Below are 17,487 nucleotides of genomic sequence, written 5' to 3' on the forward strand. Positions count from 1 at the left end.
GTGCGGGCCGTGCGGGAGGAGCCCCGGACGCACCGCGGCCCGGGTCCGTCGGACGGAACCCGGGCCGCGGTCTCACCTCCTCGTGATCAGCGCGGGATCACCCGCACGAGAACGCGTCGAACGCGACCGGGTACTCGCGCACCCCGGTGCCGTCCGCGAACGACCCGGTGACGGTCACCGAGCCCGCCGGGACGGACGTCGCGCGCGACGCGAAGGACTGGTACGCCGCCGCACCGGGGGCGACGCCCGTGAAGGTCCGCTCCCCGTACGGCGTGCTGAGCACGACGTCGACCGGGACGTCGTCCCCGTTGACCGCCTTGACCGCGAGATAGACCTTGCCCGCCATGCAGCGCGGGCTCACGACCACGTCGGTCAGCACCGCGCCCTCGGCCGCGCCGGCCTCGACCGTGACCGGGATCCGGGCGGTCGTGCCGCTCGGCTCCGCGACCACCCAGAGGTCGTACTCGCCCGCCGCGGCGTCGGCCGGGACGGGCACCGTGAGCGTCGCGGCACCCGCGGTCACCGTCGCGGTGCCCGCCGGGTTGCCCGGGTCGGCCGGGTCGAACTCGCCGTCCGCCGGCACGAGGTAGCCGTCGACGGACGTGTTGCGCGGCGAGCCGAGGGACGTGAGGTCGAGCGCCGAGAGCTCGACGGTCATGTCCGACCCCGCGGTGACGGTGCCGGGCAGCTCGTCGACGACCACGCGCGAGCGGTCGAACGACGGCGACACCGGCGAGCTCGTCTGCAGGTACGCGATCCACGCGTCGCGGTCGACCAGACCGGAGTCGCGCGGGTCCGTGCCCTCGGTGAACACGCGGAAGTTGTCGCCGCCGGTCGCGAGGAACGAGAACGTCGCGACGCGGTACTCGGCGTCGAGGTCGATCGGCTCGCCGTTGATCGTCACCGACGAGACGTTGTCCCCCGGCGTCGCGTTCGGGTCGGCCGTCGAGGCCGTCCACGACACGTTGTCCGAGAGGCCCAGGGCGAGGTACGGGCGGGTCGGGCGCTCGCCGTCCTCGTCCGTCTGCCACTGCTGCTCGAGCATCTCGACGACCTGCGCGCCCGTGAGGGTCACGGTCCACAGGTTGTTGACGAACGGCAGGACCGCGTTGGCCTCGGCGTACGTGATGACGCCGTCGCCGTCGAAGAAGAGCTCGTTGCGGAGCCCGCCCGGGTTGACGACGCCGATGTCCGCACCGCCGCGCGCCGGGTCGGCGAGCGTGGCGAGGAGCGAGTCGGCGACGAGGTTGCCGAGGGTCGACTCGGACGCACGGTCGTCACGGCCGGTGCTCGGCAGGGGGCCGGAGCCCACGTACGTGCCGCCCGGGCCCGTGTACGACCCGCCCGCGTACGCCGTCGTGATGTCGGCCGTGACCGAGCCGACGGGCTGCGCACCGATGATCTCGGCCTCGGCGAGCGCGGCGTCGACGATCGTCTTGACCTCCGCGACGCGCGGGTACGTCGCGACGAGCGTCGCGTCGTCCGTCGTCGTGCGCGCGACGTTCTGCGCCGTGTACGCCGTGACCTCGTGGGTCGCGGTGTCCACGGTGAGCGACACGTGGCCGACGAACTCGCCGTAGTTGCCGGTCTGGACGATCGGCCGGGTCTTGCCCGGCACGCCCGGGACGGGCGCGTCCCACGCGTACTGCTTGTGCGTGTGACCCGTGAAGATCGCCGCGACGCGCGCGTCGGTCTCGGTGACGATGTCCGCGAAGGCGCCGCCCGCGGCGACCTCCTCCTCGAGCGTCGCGCCGTCGGGCGTGCCCGCGGACGCGCCCTCGTGGACGAGGCCCACGACGAGGTCCGCCTCGCCGTTCGCCGGGTCGCCGTCCAGGAGCTGGTCGGTGACGCGGTTGAGCGCCTCGACCGGGTCCCCGAAGTCGAGGTCCGCGATGCCCGACGGCGTGACGAGCGTCGGGGTCTCCTCGGTGACGACGCCGACGAAGCCGACGTCGAGACCGCCGACCTCGACCACCTGGTACTCCGGCAGCGCCGGGTTCGTCGTGCCCTTGTCGTAGACGTTCGCGCCGAGGTAGGCCCAGTTCGCCTCGTCGGTCACGCGGCCCGTGAGGTCCGCGAAGCCCTGGTCGAACTCGTGGTTCCCGACGGCCGACGCCTCGAGGTCGAGCGCGTTGAGCACGTCGATCGTCGGCTGGTCCTCCTGGAGCGCCGACGCGAACAGCGACGCGCCGATGTTGTCGCCCGCCGAGACGAAGGCCGTCCCGTCCGGGTTCGCCGCGCGCAGCTCCTCGATCGTGCCCGCGAACTTCACGGTGTTGGCGTCGATGCGGCCGTGGAAGTCGTTGATCGCCAGCAGGTCGAGCTGCGTCTCGCCCGGCTCGGTGCCGCCGGCGAGGTCGAGGCCCACGAGGACCGGGTCGTGGTCGGACGACCGGAACGGCGTCGTGTCGTAGAGGATCGACGCGTTGTAGTTGTACCGGCTGTACTCGTTCGCGATGGGCTCGACCGAGTTGATGTTCCACACGTCGGTGCCCGTCACGGCCGCGGCCGCGGCCGGCGAGGCGAACACGTGGTCGAGCGACCCGACGTACCCGTCGAACAGGTAGGTCTGCTCGCCCGTGGTGTCGCCCAGGTCGACGTACCCGGCGTCCTTGAGGACCTCCAGCGGGTCCTCCTGCGAGTAGGAGTTGAAGTCGCCCGCGAGCAGGACCTTGTCCGTGCCCGCGTCCGCGGCGACGTCCTCCGCGAAGCCCACGAGGGCCGTCGCCTGCGCGACGCGCGACGCGTTGAACGCGCCCTGGCCGTCGCCCGAGTCCTCGTCGCCGGGCAGCACGGCCGTGCCGGAGCCCTTCGACTTGAAGTGGTTCGCGACGACGAGCACGTCGTCGGTGCCCGCGTCGTCGCCCTCGGTGATGCCGCCGACCGGCTGGAACACCTGCGCGAGCGGCTCGCGCGCGTTGACGAACGCCGGGTCGTCGAGCAGGATCTGCGACTCGCCGACCGGCTCCGCCGCGTCGACCTGGTAGATGTACGCGAGACGGATGACGTCCTCGTCGTCGGGCAGCGCGGACGGCGAGGGCACGAAGGCCCACTCGTCGGCGCCCGCCGCCTCGTTGAGCGCGTCGACCAGGTCGGAGAGCGCCTGGTCGCGGTCCTTGCCGAACGGCGTCGAGTTCTCGATCTCCATGAGCGCCACCACGTCGGCGTCGAGCGCGTCGATCGCCGCGACGATCTTCGTCTCCTGGCGCTCGAGGTTCTCGGCGTTCGCCGCGCCGCGCGCGTCGCAGCCGCGGTTGACCGTGATCGGGTTGCCCGCACGGTCGGTGTAGTACGTGCAGCCCGTGAGCTGGTCACCCGTCGTCGTGAAGTAGTTGAGCACGTTGAACGTCGCGACGGAGAGGTCGCCGCCGACCTCGACGGGCGCGTCCTCGCGCGTGTTCTCGAACGTCGCCGGCTGCACGGAGGCCGCGTTGCCCGAGTCACCCGCGGTGAGGTGGGTGAGCGGCTGGAACGTCCACGCGTCGTACCGGTAGTCGAGGATCACGGGCGTCGTGAAGTCCACGCCCGCGCCGACGCGCGCCGGGGCCCCGCCCGTCAGGTACGGGAGCGGGATGCCCTTGTTGGCGGCGTTGTTGAAGTTCGTCGTCGCGCCGTCGTCGAGCATGACGCCGCGGGCCGCGCGGTCCGCGACCGCCGCGGCGGCCTCGGCGCTGCCCGGCCGCCCGGCCGACGTCGGCTGGAGGAACGGTTCCGTCCCGGCCGCGAGGAGGAACGACCCGTAGTAGTTCGTGTCGTAGTTGTCCGCGATCACGTACTCGCCCGCGGGTGCCACGAGCATCCCCTCGAGCACCTCGCGCGCCGCGTCGGTCGCGGGGAACGCGACGTTCGCCGGCTTGACCTCCTCGGCGGGCTCGTCGAGGACCGTCCACCCGCCCGCGGCGGGCGTGATCTGCGTCAGCGTGAAGTACTCGGAGACGGCGCCCGTCACCTCGACGTGGTCGCCGATCTCCACGGCGGCCGCGCCGGCCTGGGAGTAGACGAAGATCGCGTCCGACGCCGTGTGCGAGGCGTCGAGGTCGCCGCCCGTGCCCTCGGTCTGGAGGTAGAAGCCGTCGTAGCCGCCGGTGGGGTACGTCGCGGTCACGACGCCGCGCGTCGTCACCGTCTGGCCCACGAACGGGCTCGTCGCGCCCGTGCCCTGGATCTCCGCGATCGGCACGACCTCGCCCGGCTCCGGGCCGGGGCCCCCGCCCTGCCCGCTGTTCTGGGGCGTGACGGTGCTCGAGAGGGAGAAGTCCTTGCTGTTGTCGTCCGTGTCCGCGAACCCGGTCCGGTTGATCGAGGCGGGCACCGTGTTGCCGGACGGCGCGGGGCCCACCGCGGTCTCGAACGTGTTCGAGGTCCCGTACCCGACGAGGTCGACGACGTTCGCCGCGCCGGCGGCGTCCCCCGCCGGGAGCGTGACCGCCGTGGTGGAGCTCACGAGCGCGATCGTGCCCGTCGTGCCCGAGGGGTTGAGGCTGCCCGTCGCGTCGGGCGTCGGCAGCGCCGCCCCGTTCGACCCGTTGGACCCGCCCTGCACGAGGAAGTAGCCGCCGGGGGCGACCGTGCCGCTGAGCGGGGTGACGCCCGTGAAGGCTCCGGTGCCCGTCGCCGAGCGGTACTGCAGGGACATGCCGGAGAGGTCGATCGCCGACTGCGTGGGGTTGTACAGCTCGACGAACTTGTGGGTGTAGGGGGCGTTCGCGCTGCCACCGCTCAGGTAGGCCTCGTTGATGACGAGGCCCGACCCGTCGGGAGCCGCGCTCGCGGCGGTGGCGGCCGCGACGGAGAAGGGCACGGCGAGCGCCACGGTCAACGTGCTCGCCACCACCCTCCGTCGCCGCAGGTGCTGGTGGTCGGTCACGCTGACTCCTTCATCTCGTGCGGACGGCCGGGCAGCAGCCGCGCTCGTCCACGCACCGGACGGCGCGACGCCCTGCCTCCGCGGGACATCGCACCGCACGTCGGTGAACGGGCGGTTGCTGCCGTGTCACCGCCACGAGAACGTCGCCGCACGTCGTCGTGCCGCGGGCGTCCGCGCGAGCGGCGGCCGGTCATCCACGGACGCTAGCCCTCCGTACCCCGGTCCGCCAGACCTGGCGGCGAGAACGTTACGGACCAGTAACACGCACGCGCGGCACCGTCGCGCGCGGGTCCGTCAGCGCGGCCGCGCGGCCTGCAGCGGGAGCAGCCAGGACAGGTCGGAGCGCTCGCCCGACGCCTGGACGCGGCCGTCCGCGACGGCGTCGGCCCACGCGAGCGCCCCCGTCACCAGGGCCAGCCACGTCTGGGGGTCCGTCTCCACGACGTTCGGGGGCGTCCCGCGCGTGTGGCGCGGACCCTCGACCGCCTGGACGGCGCCCGCCGGCGGGACGCGCACCTCGACGGCGTGCCCCGGCGCGACGTCCGCGAGCTCCTCCAGTGTGAACCGGACCGCCGTCGTGACGGCCTTGCGGTCCGCCCGGTCCTCGCGCCACGCGGCGAGGGCGAGGCGGCCGGCGGCCGGGTCGGTACGTCGTCGAGCGCTCACGGGGACAGGCTACGACCGGCCGCCGACCGTGAAGAGCACCCGGCGCCCCGGCACCGACGCCTCGCTCAGCGTCGCACGGACCGGGTCGCCCAGCGGCAGGTCCACGCCCTCGACCGGGGCCCGGACCGCGGGGTCGGTCAGCACCACCTGGCCGCGCTGCACGGCACCCGCGTCCCCGCCCTCGCGCTCGACGCGCCGGGCACGCTCGCGGTCGTCCTCGACGTCGACGACGACGCCGTCGAACTCCTCACCCTCACGCCCCGCGAGGAGCGCCGCCTCCACGACGTCGACGATCGCGCGCTCGTACGAGCCCGCGCGCTGGCCCGTCCGGGCCATCGTGCGCGGCAGCCCCGGCAGCGCGTCGAGCACCCATCGCGGCACCTGCTCGCCCGCGCACAGCGCGAGGCACACCTCGGTGCCGTAGCGGTCCACGAGCCGGCGCAGCGGCGCGGTGACGTGCGCGTACTCGGCGCCGATCGCGGCGTGCGCCGCGTCGTCGGGCACGCCCGGCTCCTGGCCCGTCCCGCCGAACGCCTCGTACGACGCGCCGCGGAAGAGCGACGTCGCCTCGTTGAGGAACGCGGCGTGCCGCGGGACGCCCGAGTCGAGCGTCGGCACGAGCTCCGCGTACGACGTCTCGCGCGGCCAGTCGATGCCGAGGGCGCGGGCCGTGCGGCGCAGGCGCGCGAGGTCGCGCGGGTCGGCATCGGGCAGCGCGCGGAAGACGCCGACCCCGCCCGCGCGCATGAGGCGCGCCGCGGCGATCCCGGTGAGGAGCGAGATCTGGGCGTTCCACGCCTCCGCGGGCAGCGTGGAGCGGAACTCGAGCCCGAACGTGCCGTCGTCGTGCGCGACGATCTCCTGCTCCGGGACCTCGAGCGACACGCCGCCGCGGTCGCGCTCGAGCGCGAGCCGCAGCTCGCCGACCTCGCGGAGCAGGAGCAGCGCGTCGGCGGGGTCGCCGGCGTCGACCCGCGCCTGCGCCTCGTCGTAGGTCAGCCGGGCCGTGGAGCGCACCACCGCGCGGCGCACCGTCGCGTCGAGGATCTCGCCGCGGGCGTCGAGGACGACGCGCCACGCCGCCGCCGGGCGGTCCTCGTCCGGCAGGAGGCTCGCCGCGCCCTCCGAGAGCACGGGCGGGTGCAGCGGGGTGCGCGCGTCCGGTGCGTAGAGCGTCGTGCCGCGCACGTGCACCTCGGCGTCGATCGCCCCGCCGGGCTCGACGAACGCGCCCACGTCGGCGATCGCGTAGTGCACGACGTACGCCGCGCCCTCGGGCGCGCCGGGGTCGTGCGCCGCCCGCTCGAGGTGGAGCGCCTGGTCGAGGTCCATCGACCCGGGCGGGTCGATCGTCACGAACGGGACGTCCCGCAGGTCGACACGCCCGTCCCCGACGACCGCGCGGTCCGCGCGCACGGCGGCCTCGGCCTCGGCGAGCACGTCGGCGCGGAAGTCCTCGGGGACCTCCATCTCGCGCCGCAGCGCGTCCAGCGCCTCGGCGATCGCGACGGCGGGGCTCGGGGCGGGGGTCTCGGCAGGTCGCACGAGGCGCAGCTGACGCGTGGGCACGAGCCCGACCCTACCGACCCCCGGGACCGCGGGCCCGTGGGAGGACCGCGGGCGGCGGAGGGTGCGCGCGGGCCAGGGCGTCCGACAGACCTGGCCCGCGCGCCGGGCGCACGCCACCACCGGCGCGCGCGTCCGTCGGGCCGCACCCGCCGCGGGGGACGGGTGCGCCGGGATCAGAGGCCGCGCGTCCCGAACCGGTCGCGGTCGGCGGGCTCGCCCGCCCCCGCGGCCGCGAGCTCGCGGCGCACCTCCTCGCGGAGCCGGCCGTGGTTCGCGGGCTCCGGGGCGGCGCTCAGGAGGAGCTTGGTGTACTCGTGCTGCGGGTCGAGGATCACCTGGTCCGACGGCCCGCGCTCGACGACGTTCCCGCGGAACATCACGAGGATCTCGTCGCTGAAGTGGCGCGCGGTCGCGAGGTCGTGCGTGATGTAGAGGACCCCGAGGTTCTCCTCGCGCTGCAAGCGCGCGAGCAGGTTGAGCACACCGAGGCGGATCGAGACGTCGAGCATCGAGACGGGCTCGTCGGCGACGAGGAACCGCGCCCCCGGGGCGAGGGCGCGCGCGATCGCGACGCGCTGGCGCTGCCCGCCGGACATCTCGTGCGGCTGCTTCGCGGCGAAGACCGGCGCGGGCGTGAGGTTCACGCGCTCCAGCAGCTCGTGGATGCGCGCGTCGAGCGCCTCGCGCCCGCGCGCGACCTCGTGCAGGCGCAGCGGCCGCTCCAGGTGGTGACCCACCGTGTGGAACGGGTTGAGCGACGCGAACGGGTCCTGGAACACCATCTGCACGTCGTGGCGGTAGGCGTCGAGCCCCCGCCCGCGGGTCGCCGAGGGCGTGCCGTCGAGCAGGATCTCGCCCGACGTCGGCGTCTCGAGCTGCGCGATCATGCGCGCGACCGTCGACTTGCCGGAGCCGGACTCGCCGACGACCGCGATCGTCCTCCCCGGCTCCAGCGTGAAGGACACGTCGTTCACCGCACGCAGGCGTGTGCGGCGCAGACCCTTGCGGATCGTGAAGTCCTTGACCAGGTTGCGGACCTCGAGGGTGCTCATGCGTGGGGACCTTCCTGGCTCTCTCCGGTGCCCTCGCCCGTGCGGACGAACGCGCCCCGGTCGCCCGTGAGGCTCGGGAACGAGCCGAGCAGGCGTCGCGTGTACGGGTGCTGGGCCGCCTCGAAGACCGCCTCCGCCGTGTCGATCTCGACGATCTCGCCGCGCAGCATCACCGCGATCCGGTCGCTGATCTCCAGGAGCAGCGGGAGGTCGTGCGTGATGAACACGACCGCGAACCCGAGCTGCTCGCGCAGGCGCATGATCTCGCGCAGGATCCCGCGCTGCACGACGACGTCGAGCGCCGTCGTCGGCTCGTCCATGATCATGACCTGCGGGTCGAGCGCGAGCGCCATGGCGATCATGACGCGCTGGCGCATGCCGCCCGAGAGCTCGTGCGCGTAGCTGTCGAGACGCAGCGGGTCCACGCCGACGAGCTCGAGCAGCTCCGCCGACCGGCTCGCCCGCTCCGCGCGCGACATCCCGGGACGGTGCGTCTTGAGCACGTCGCCGAGCTGGTCGCGCACGCTGATGACGGGGTTGAGCGAGTTCATCGCCCCCTGGAAGACCATCGAGACCTTGTCCCACCGGAACGCGCGCAGCGCGTCGCCCGTGAGGGCCACGACGTCCACGTCGGGTCCGTCCTGGTCGTGGAACGTCACGGTCCCGCTCGTGAGCAGCGCCGGGGGCTTGAGGAGCCGGTTGAGCCCGTACGCGAGCGTCGTCTTGCCGCAGCCCGACTCGCCCGCGAGGCCGAGGATCTCGCCGCGGTGCAGCGTGAGCGACACGTCCTTGACGGCGTGGACGACCGGTTCGACCTCGTAGTCGATCGAGACGTGGCGCGCGGTGAGGACCGGCTCCTTGCCGACGAGGTAGGCCGCGTGCCGGTCGCTGCTCAGCGGCTCGGCAGTCGTGGTCGTGGCGGTCATGCGGCCACCGTCTCCTTCGGGTCGTCGCCGGCCCCGACGCCGGCCTTGCGCGCCTTGCGCACGCTCTTGACGGCGGCCGGGCCCAGACGCAGCCGGGGGTTGATGATCTCGTCGAGGCTGAAGTTCACGAGCGCGAGGCCGCACCCGAACAGCGCGATGAGCAGGCCCGGCGGCACGAACCACCACCACAGGCCGAGGCTCAGGGCGTTGTTGGCGCTCGCCTGGTTGAGGATCGTGCCCCACGTGATCGACCCCGAGGGGCCGAGCCCGAGGAAGGACAGGCCCGCCTCGGCGAGGATCGCGAGGAGCACCGCCCCGAGGAACTGCGCCGTGAGCAGCGGGAGCAGGTTGGGGAAGATCTCCACGAGGATGATCCGCGGCGTCCTCTCCCCCGCGACGCGCGCGGCGGAGACGTAGTCGCGCGAGCGCAGCGACTTGGCCTGCATGCGCAGGACGATCGCCGCCCCCGGCCACGCCGTCAGGCCGAGGATCACGGCCACGACGAGGAGCGAGCGCGTCTGCAGGTAGGCCGAGATGACGATGATCAGCGGCAGTCCGGGGATGACGAGCATGATGTTCGTGACGAGCGAGAGCGCCTCGTCGGTGAACCGGCCCCGGTACCCGGCGACGATGCCGAACACGATCGACAGGACGAGCGCGATCGCGCCGGCGACGAGGCCGACCATGAGCGACCCCTGCCCGCCGTAGGCCACCTGGGCGAAGATGTCGTTCCCGATGTGGTTCGTGCCGAGCAGGTGCTCGGCGCTCGGCGGCAGGAACCGCTCGTTCGCGGTCGAGCGCGGGTCCTGCGTGAAGAACGGCGCGACGAACGTGAACAGCAGGATCGCGACGACGAGCACGATGCCGGCGGTGAGCTTGCCGGACCGCCGCGGGAGCAGGGCCCGCAGCCCGCGTCGCGCCGGGACGGGCGGGACGCCCTGGTCCTGGCCGGGCGGGACGTCGGGCACGACGCCGGGCGTCGTGTCGGGCGGGGCGATGCCGTCGACGACGACGGTGGCGGCCGGTGCCGCGTCCGCCGCGGGGGTGACGAGCTCGGCCTCGCGGGTGTCGTCAGCCATGGTTGCGCGTCCTCGGGTCGATGAATCCGTAGATGAGGTCCATGAGGAAGTTCGCGGCGAGCACGGCGAGCGTGATCACGAGGAACGTCCCCTGCATGAGCGCGAAGTCGCTCGCCTGGACCGCGTTGAACAGGAGCTTGCCCAGGCCCGGGTAGCTGAACACCTGCTCCATGACGACCGAGCCCGCGACCACGAACCCGAGCGCGACGCCGAACCCGGCGAACGACGGGAGGGCCGCGTTGCGCGTCGCGTAGGTGAGGGCCACGCGCATCCGGCGCAGGCCCTTGGCCTCGGCCGTCGTCACGTAGTCCTCGGACAGCGTCGAGACCATCATGTTGCGCATCCCGAGCAGCCAGCCGCCGACGGACGACAGCACGATCGTCAGCGCGGGCAGGAACCCGTGGTAGATCACGCTGCCGACGAACGCCCACGACCACTCCGGCCCGTTGTCGAAGCCGAAGATGTCGTAGCTGCCGATCCGCGGGAACCACCCCGTCGAGACCGAGAACACCGACACGAGGATGAGCGCGAGCCAGAAGTACGGGACGGCCTGGAGCAGCGTGGACGCGGGGATGATGCTGTCCACCCACGTGCCGCGCTTCCAGCCCGCCCACGCCCCCAGCCCGACGCCGAGCGCGAACGAGATGATCGTCGCGAGCCCCACGAGGCCCACGGTCCAGGGCAGCGCCTGGCCGATCAGCTCGGTGACGGGCTGGGGGTAGTAGGTGATGGAGATCCCGAGGTCTCCCGAGAAGAGACGCCCCCAGTAGGACACGTACTGGTCCCAGAGGCCGGCGTCCCCGTCCGCGCCGAAGAGGAGGTCGATGCTGTTCTGCATCTGGGGCGTCAGCTCGCCGCCCTTGCGCAGGAACTTGTCGATGAAGATCTGCTTGGGGTCACCCGGCATGAGCTTCGGGATGAGGAAGTTCAGCGAGACCGCTGCCCAGAGGGTGATCACGTAGAACGTGATCCGCCGGACGTAGTACCTCATGATGCGTGTCCCTCGTTCCTCGGTCCTCCTCCTCGGCGCGCGGACATCAGCTCGCGGGCTCGAGCTTCGAGAGCACGACGCCGAGCGAGACGGTGCTCCACGACGGCGGGAACGCGTAGAGGTCGTCCTGCGTCGGCCAGCCCGTGAAGTCCTGGGTGTCCATGAACGTCTGCGACGCGTTCACGACGACCGGGATGTAGGGCAGGTCGCGCACGATCTCCTGCTGGATGATCGCGTACTGCTCCTTCTTCACGTCCTCGTCGTTCGTCGAGGCGGCCGCCTCGACCGCGGCGTCGACCGTCGGGTTGGTGTAGCGCACGTAGTTGAAGAGGCCCGACTCCATGACCTCGCCGACCGGTCGCGTGTAGTCCGTCGTCATCCACTGGCGGTAGATGCTGAACGGGTCGTCGAGCGAGGGCCCGGTGATGCCGCCGACCATGAGCTGGTAGGTGCCCGCGACGCGCGCGTCGGACATCTCCTGCTGCGTGACCTTGTTGTGGACGATCGAGATGCCCGCCGCCTTGGCCTGCTCGACGAGCAGGTCGCCCACGGCGTTGTAGTCGTTCCAGCCGTCGACCGTGATGAGGGTCAGCTCGACCTTCTGGCCGTCCTTCTCGTAGATGCCGTCGGCGCCCTTCGTGTACCCGGCGTCCTCGAGGACCTGCGCGGCCGCGGCCGCGTCGGGCGTCTGCGGGCTCTTCTCCTCGACGTCGGGCGAGATCCAGCGGTCGTCGCGGCCGAGCAGCGCGAACGTCGGGGACGCGGTCGCGGCGAGTCCGGCGAACGCCTTGTCGTTGATCTCCTGGCGGTTCATCGCGAGGTTGATCGCCTGGCGCACGGCGACGTCGGTCTGCGGACCGGTGCAGCCGAGGTCGACCGAGACGCACGTGTAGATCGTCGTCGGGTCCTGCGGCGTGTTGATCATCGACAGGCGGCCGTCGGCGGTGATCCGCTCCGGGTCGGCCACGAACATCGCGGTCCAGTCGACCTTGCCCGTGGTCATGAGGTCCTCGGCGCTCTGGTTGGCGTCGATGCCGAGGTAGCGGACCTTCTTGACCTTCGGGGCGCCGGCCCAGTAGTCCTCGTTCGCGACGACGGTGTACGCCGCCTCGGTGACCGCGTCGGCCTTGTACGGACCGGTGCCGACCGGGTCCTCGTTCGCGAACGTCACGAGGTCGTCGACCTGGGACCAGATGTGCTCGGGCACGACGAGCGACGTCCCGAGGAGCTGGACCTCCGACGTGAACTGCGGCGAGTCGAAGACCCACTTCACGGTGTGCGTGTCGAGCGCCTCGACCGAGACGACGAAGTCGCGCTTCGCGGCCTCGTTCGTCTGGGAGAAGACGACGTCCTCGGCGTCGAACGCCTCGCCGTCGGTCCAGGTGACGCCCTCGCGGAGCTTCACGGTGAGCTCCGTGCCGTCCTCGGACCACTCGAAGGACTCGCCGAGGCGCGGCTCGGGCGGGCCCGCCTGGGCCTTGTTGTAGTAGAAGAGCGGCTCGTAGATCGCGCCGTTGGCGGCGTGCAGGGGGTTCGGCGAGTACGGGTTGAAGTTCGCGACGATGGGCGTCTGCGTCCCGGCCCACACGTTGAGCGTGCGCCCCTCGCTCGTGCCCTGCTCGCTCTCCCCGTTGCCCGAGCCGGAGCAGCCCGCCGCCATGAGGGTCACGCCGGTCACGAGCGCAACCGCCGTGAGCAGGCGCTTGCGCGCCGTGCTTCGAATCATCATCGGTCCTTTCGCATGGACGACGCGTCCTCGCGTCGTTCGTCGTGGCGCCCCTGGGGCGTGTGGCAGGAACACTAACTAATTCCTGAGCGCGCTCTCCCGAATACAACAGGAAAGTTACCTAACTGAGACATCGGATGGTTCGACCTGCACGACGACGGCCGGTCCCGCACGAGCGGGACCGGCCGGGAGCGTCAGGGAGGGCCGTCGGCGACGGCGCCCGGAGGGTGGAGGCCGGGCGTCAGCGCGCGGCGTCGAGCGCTGACCGGGCCGCCGCCGCGACCTCGCGGTCGGTCACCTCGTAGCCCGCGTCGCCACCGCCCCCGGGGCCGGCGTCGTCCGCGACGACCCGCTTGGCGGACAGGTGCACCGCGTCGACCCCCGCGGCGACGAGCGCGCCGACGTCCTGCGGTCGCACTCCCCCGCCCGCCATGACCTGGACGCGCCCGCCGAGCACCTCGCGCGCGTGCGTCGCCATGGCGCGCAGCCGCTCGACCCCGTCGATGCTGCGCGGCGCGCCGCCCGACGTGAGGACGCGCCCCACCCCGGCCCCGGCGAGCACGTCCAGCGCGGCGAGGGGGTCGGCCACGACGTCCACCGCGCGGTGGAACGTCACCTCCCGCCCGTCAGCGGCGTCGACGAGCGCTCGGACCGCCGCGGCGTCGACCACGCCGTCCGGCGTGAGCGCGCCCACGACGACGCCGTGCGCGCCCGCCGCGACCGCGGCGCGGACGTCGCGGACCTGGACGTCGAGGTCGTCGGCAGACAGGACGAAGCCCCCGGGCCGGTGCCGCACGAGCACGTGCACCTCCACGGGCGTCTCTCCCGGACCGGCCGCCGCGCGTGCCGCCGCGACGGCGGCCTCGACGAGCCCGGTGCTCGGGGTGAGGCCACCGGTCGCCCCGAGGGCGACGCACAGCTCGACGCGCCGGGCGCCGACGGAGGCCGCGACGCGGACGCCCTCCGCGTCCTGCACGGCGAGCTCGAGCGCGGTCTCGCGGCGCGCGTGCGGCGCGCTGCCCGCGGGGTCGGTGGTCGTCACTGGGGTCTCCCGTCGTCCGGTCCGGGGCCGGCACGTCGGGACAGGTCACGACGGCGGCCGTCGGCCAGGGTAGACGACCCGCCCGGCCGCGGGGCCCGGCCGTGCGCACGGCGCTGCGGCCGAACGCGACGGACCCGTCGGCGCGACGCGCGCACCGACGGGTCGTCCGGTCGGGTCAGATCACGCCGAGCGCGAGGATCGCGTCGGCGACCTTGGTGAAGCCGGCGATGTTGGCGCCGAGCGCGTAGTTGCCGGGTGCCCCGTACTCGTCGGCCGTCTCGACGCACCGGTCGTGGATGCCCGCCATGATCTGGGCGAGGCGGTCCTCGGTGTACTCGAACGACCACGCGTCGCGCGACGCGTTCTGCTGCATCTCGAGCGCCGACGTCGCGACGCCGCCCGCGTTGGCCGCCTTGCCCGGCGCGAACAGCACGCCCGCGTCCTGGAGCAGCGCGACGGCCGCCGGCGTGGTGGGCATGTTCGCGCCCTCCGCGACCGCGACGACGCCGTTCGCCACGAGCTGCTTGGCGGCGCCCTCGTCGAGCTCGTTCTGCGTCGCGCACGGCAGCGCGACGTCGCACGGCACGTCCCAGATCGAGCCGTCGGTGACGACGCGCGCACCGGGGCGGCGCGCGGCGTAGTCGGCGACGCGCCCGCGCTCGACCTCCTTGACCTGGCGCAGCAGGTCGAGGTCGACACCGGCCTCGTCGACGACGTAGCCGGACGAGTCGGAGAACGCGACGACGTGCGCGCCGAGCTCCTGCGCCTTGGCCGTCGCGTAGGTCGCGACGTTCCCGGAGCCCGAGACGACGACGCGGCGCCCCTCGAGGTCCTGCCCGCGCGTCGCGAGCATGTTCTGCGCGAACAGCACCGTGCCGTAGCCCGTGGCCTCGGTGCGCACGAGCGACCCGCCCCACGAGATGCCCTTGCCCGTGAGGACGCCGGACTCGTACCGGTTGGTGATGCGCTTGTACTGGCCGAACAGGTAGCCGATCTCGCGGCCGCCGACGCCGATGTCGCCCGCGGGGACGTCGGTGTGCTCGCCGATGTGCCGGTACAGCTCGGTCATGAACGACTGGCAGAACCGCATGACCTCGCCGTCGGAGCGTCCGCGCGGGTCGAAGTCCGAGCCGCCCTTGCCGCCGCCGATGGGCATGCCGGTGAGCGAGTTCTTGAAGATCTGCTCGAACCCGAGGAACTTCACGATGCCGAGGTAGACCGACGGGTGGAACCGCAGGCCGCCCTTGTACGGGCCCAGCGCGGAGTTGAACTCGACGCGGAAGCCGCGGTTGATCTGCACGCGGCCCGAGTCGTCCACCCACGGGACCCGGAAGATGATCTGGCGCTCGGGCTCGCAGACGCGCTCGAGGACGGCGGCCTCGACGTAGCGCGGGTGCTTGCGCAGCACGGGGCCGAGCGAGTCGAAGACCTCGCGCACGGCCTGGTGGAACTCGGCCTCGCCGGGGTTGCGACGCAGGACCTCGTCGTAGACGGACTGCAGTCGGCTGTCCATGGGCACTCCTCGTCTGGACTAGGACGGAGCCTCCGACGGTACGCCTGTGCCAGAAGTTCTCGTACCGCCGTCTCATGTCCGCGAGGTGGCGACGCGTCGCGGCACCCCCTCGATGACCCCCCACGGCCCGACACATCCGTCCACCCACTGAGAAACCTGACCGGTCTGGTTCAGTTTCTCGGCGCGCTTGCTATACCCGTCCCCAGGTCACGAGCGCCAGCGCCAAGCCCCGGCTCGCTGGCCGGCAACCCCCAGTCACGGCGGGGTGCTCCGGGAGATGACCAGGCCGCACGCGACCGACCTCGTGACCCGCGAGGACGGCCCGGCGGCAAGCGTGATCGACGACTACTGCGAGGTGCACATGACCCACCAGAACACCGGCCCGACGGTCCTCGCCGTCTCCGGCAACCCCCGGCCCGGCTCACGCACGCTGACGGCCGCCGAGACGCTGGCCCGCCGCGTCGCCGCGCTCGTCGGCGCGCCCGACGTGGAGACGATCGACCTCGCGTCGCTCGCCGGCGAGATCCTCGGCCCCGAGCACGCCGCGGCGGACGCCGCACGCGAGCGGCTCGCGTCCGCGACCGTCGCCGTCGTCGCGACGCCGGTATACAAGGCCTCCTACACGGGGCTCCTCAAGGCCTTCCTCGACCTGTACGGCCCCGACGGGCTCGCCGGCGTCGTCGTCGTGCCGCTCGTCGTCTCCGGCAACCCCGCGCACGCGCTCGTCGGCGAGGTGCACCTGCGGCCCGTCCTCGTGGAGCTCGGCGCCGTCGTGCCGACGCGCTCGTTCGCGGTGACCGAGGACCGGCTCGCCGACCTCGGGCCGGTCGCCGACGCGTGGCTCGCGCGCGAGGGGGACGCGCTGCGCCGCGCGGTGACGCCGCCCGACCCGGGTGCGGGCGCCACGCCCGACCGCGCCGTGGCCGACGCGTTCGCGGGGGCCGCGCGATGACCGCCGAGCTGACCCACCTGGAGGAGCTCCTCGCGGAGCAGGACGAGCCGCAGCTGTCCCTCGACGAGTACAAGGCCGTGTTCCGCGGCCACCCCGCCGGGGTCGCGGTGATCGCGCTCGAGCACGACGGCCGCCTCGTCGGGTTCACCGCGACGTCCGTCATCTCCGTCTCCGCCGCACCCCCGCTGCTCGCCTTCTCGCTCGCGTCGACGTCGTCGTCGTGGCCCGCGGTCTCGGCGGCGCGCACGCTCACGGTGAGCTTCCTGGCCGACCACCAGGACGACGTCTCGGCGCGGTTCGCGACGAGCGGCGTCGACCGGTTCGCGGACGGCGGCTGGTCGCGCCTGCCCACCGGCGAGCCGGTGATCGACGGCGCGCTCTCCTGGGTGCGCGGCCGCGTGGTCCAGCGCACCCCGGTCGGCGACTCCTACCTCGTGTCGTTGCGCGCGCTCGCGTCGAGCGTCGGCGACGACGCGCGGCACGAGGCGACCGCCACGCGGTCCCCGCTCGTCTACCACGACCGCACGTACCACCGGATCGGGGACCACTCGGCGCTCTGAGCGCTGCCCCGCGGACCGAGGGGCCCGACCGGCGGACGTACCCGCCGATCGGGCCCCTCGTCGCGTGGTCGTGCTGAACGGACGTGCCGGTCACCAGCTCCAGCCGCGCGCGCTGAGCTCGAGCTCCTCGCGGAACCGCTCGTCGTCGCCGGTGCGGAACCCGGCGCGCAGCGGCGCGTCGTCCACGGGGAGGCCCGTGAGCCGGCACGCCTCCCGCAGGAGCGCGTCGTAGGCGCCCTGGACCGCGAGGTAGTGGTGGGCGCGCGCGTAGACGTCGGGGTCGGCCTCGATGCGCCGCATCTCCGCCGCGAGCTCGCTGAGCCGGAGCTGGAGCGCGAGCGTCGCGAGCGGGTCCGGGGGCGGCGTGCGACGCCGGCGGCGGCCGGGACGCCCGGACGCCTCGTGGCTCGGCGGGCGGCCGGCGCGGCGCAGCACCCACCACGCGGCGGCGGCCGTGCACGCCGTCGCGCACCAGATCATGAGCAGCCACGACATCGGAGCCGACCTCTGCGCGGGGAGACCCACAGGACCGTTCCAGTCTAGG

Annotated in this window: 13 protein-coding genes and 1 riboswitch; of the genes, 2 read left to right on the forward strand and 11 right to left on the reverse strand. The window is 73.2% G+C overall.

From position 1 onward, the window contains the following. Positions 1-97: 97 nt before the first annotated feature. The 10 genes from GJV82_RS01065 to gdhA form a co-directional block, all read right to left on the reverse strand. Positions 98-4,867, reverse strand: a complete 4,770-nt coding sequence (locus tag GJV82_RS01065) for an ExeM/NucH family extracellular endonuclease (RefSeq protein ID WP_404812906.1) — start codon at positions 4,865-4,867, stop codon at positions 98-100. 294 nt (positions 4,868-5,161) lie between these two features. Continuing rightward, entirely contained in the window at positions 5,162-5,533 is a 372-nt protein-coding gene (locus GJV82_RS01070; protein ID WP_024839022.1) for a sterol carrier family protein, read from the reverse strand. Between the two features lie 9 nt (positions 5,534-5,542). Then, positions 5,543-7,102 (reverse strand): ribonuclease catalytic domain-containing protein, encoded by a 1,560-nt coding sequence (locus GJV82_RS01075; RefSeq protein ID WP_318657142.1) that lies wholly within the window; start codon positions 7,100-7,102, stop codon positions 5,543-5,545. 173 nt (positions 7,103-7,275) lie between these two features. Further along, positions 7,276-8,154, reverse strand: a complete 879-nt coding sequence (locus GJV82_RS01080) for an ATP-binding cassette domain-containing protein (RefSeq protein WP_024839024.1) — start codon at positions 8,152-8,154, stop codon at positions 7,276-7,278. Continuing rightward, positions 8,151-9,080, reverse strand: coding sequence for an ABC transporter ATP-binding protein (locus tag GJV82_RS01085; RefSeq protein ID WP_115941895.1), 930 nt, complete (start codon positions 9,078-9,080; stop codon positions 8,151-8,153). The genes GJV82_RS01080 and GJV82_RS01085 overlap by 4 nt, the downstream gene beginning before the upstream one ends. Then, entirely contained in the window at positions 9,077-10,159 is a 1,083-nt protein-coding gene (locus tag GJV82_RS01090) for an ABC transporter permease (RefSeq protein ID WP_155097944.1), read from the reverse strand. Before GJV82_RS01090 ends, GJV82_RS01085 begins: the two co-directional genes overlap by 4 nt. Then, positions 10,152-11,150: an ABC transporter permease gene (locus GJV82_RS01095; protein ID WP_115941893.1), complete on the reverse strand. Its 999-nt coding sequence runs from the start codon at positions 11,148-11,150 to the stop codon at positions 10,152-10,154. Before GJV82_RS01095 ends, GJV82_RS01090 begins: the two co-directional genes overlap by 8 nt. Positions 11,151-11,196: 46 nt before the next feature. Further along, positions 11,197-12,876, reverse strand: a complete 1,680-nt coding sequence (locus GJV82_RS01100; RefSeq protein ID WP_024839028.1) for an ABC transporter substrate-binding protein — start codon at positions 12,874-12,876, stop codon at positions 11,197-11,199. A 241-nt stretch (positions 12,877-13,117) separates the two neighbouring features. After that, positions 13,118-13,918: a copper homeostasis protein CutC gene (locus tag GJV82_RS01105; protein ID WP_162289062.1), complete on the reverse strand. Its 801-nt coding sequence runs from the start codon at positions 13,916-13,918 to the stop codon at positions 13,118-13,120. A gap of 175 nt (positions 13,919-14,093) precedes the next feature. Next, the gene (gene gdhA / locus GJV82_RS01110) at positions 14,094-15,431 is read right to left on the reverse strand and encodes an NADP-specific glutamate dehydrogenase (RefSeq protein ID WP_024839030.1); all 1,338 of its coding nucleotides are present in this window, start codon (positions 15,429-15,431) and stop codon (positions 14,094-14,096) included. Positions 15,432-15,636: 205 nt separating this feature from the next. After that, positions 15,637-15,772: riboswitch (SAM riboswitch) on the forward strand. Here gdhA and GJV82_RS01115 point away from each other — a divergent pair. Then, entirely contained in the window at positions 15,736-16,383 is a 648-nt protein-coding gene (locus GJV82_RS01115) for an NADPH-dependent FMN reductase (protein WP_231492765.1), read from the forward strand. (Overlaps the previous riboswitch by 37 nt.) Beyond that, positions 16,380-16,943: a flavin reductase family protein gene (locus GJV82_RS01120; RefSeq protein WP_024839032.1), complete on the forward strand. Its 564-nt coding sequence runs from the start codon at positions 16,380-16,382 to the stop codon at positions 16,941-16,943. The genes GJV82_RS01115 and GJV82_RS01120 overlap by 4 nt, the downstream gene beginning before the upstream one ends. 90 nt (positions 16,944-17,033) lie before the next feature. On the opposite strand, the gene GJV82_RS01125 is transcribed toward GJV82_RS01120, so the two are convergent. After that, entirely contained in the window at positions 17,034-17,438 is a 405-nt protein-coding gene (locus GJV82_RS01125; protein ID WP_196217161.1) for a hypothetical protein, read from the reverse strand. Positions 17,439-17,487: the final 49 nt, after the last annotated feature.

Origin of the sequence: Cellulosimicrobium composti (genome assembly GCF_009711085.1) — a bacterium.
Lineage (GTDB): Bacteria > Actinomycetota > Actinomycetes > Actinomycetales > Cellulomonadaceae > Cellulosimicrobium > Cellulosimicrobium composti.

What these genes read in the sequence shown, in the direction of transcription:
- GJV82_RS01085 (WP_115941895.1), bottom strand. Translation starts at nt 9,080, where the DNA reads ATGACCGCCACGACCACGACTGCCGAGCCGCTGAGCAGCGACCGGCAC.
- GJV82_RS01090 (WP_155097944.1), bottom strand. Translation starts at nt 10,159, where the DNA reads ATGGCTGACGACACCCGCGAGGCCGAGCTCGTCACCCCCGCGGCGGAC.
- GJV82_RS01080 (WP_024839024.1), bottom strand. Translation starts at nt 8,154, where the DNA reads ATGAGCACCCTCGAGGTCCGCAACCTGGTCAAGGACTTCACGATCCGC.
- GJV82_RS01125 (WP_196217161.1), bottom strand. Translation starts at nt 17,438, where the DNA reads ATGTCGTGGCTGCTCATGATCTGGTGCGCGACGGCGTGCACGGCCGCC.
- gdhA (WP_024839030.1), bottom strand. Translation starts at nt 15,431, where the DNA reads ATGGACAGCCGACTGCAGTCCGTCTACGACGAGGTCCTGCGTCGCAAC.
- GJV82_RS01100 (WP_024839028.1), bottom strand. Translation starts at nt 12,876, where the DNA reads ATGATTCGAAGCACGGCGCGCAAGCGCCTGCTCACGGCGGTTGCGCTC.
- GJV82_RS01095 (WP_115941893.1), bottom strand. Translation starts at nt 11,150, where the DNA reads ATGAGGTACTACGTCCGGCGGATCACGTTCTACGTGATCACCCTCTGG.
- GJV82_RS01120 (WP_024839032.1), top strand. Translation starts at nt 16,380, where the DNA reads ATGACCGCCGAGCTGACCCACCTGGAGGAGCTCCTCGCGGAGCAGGAC.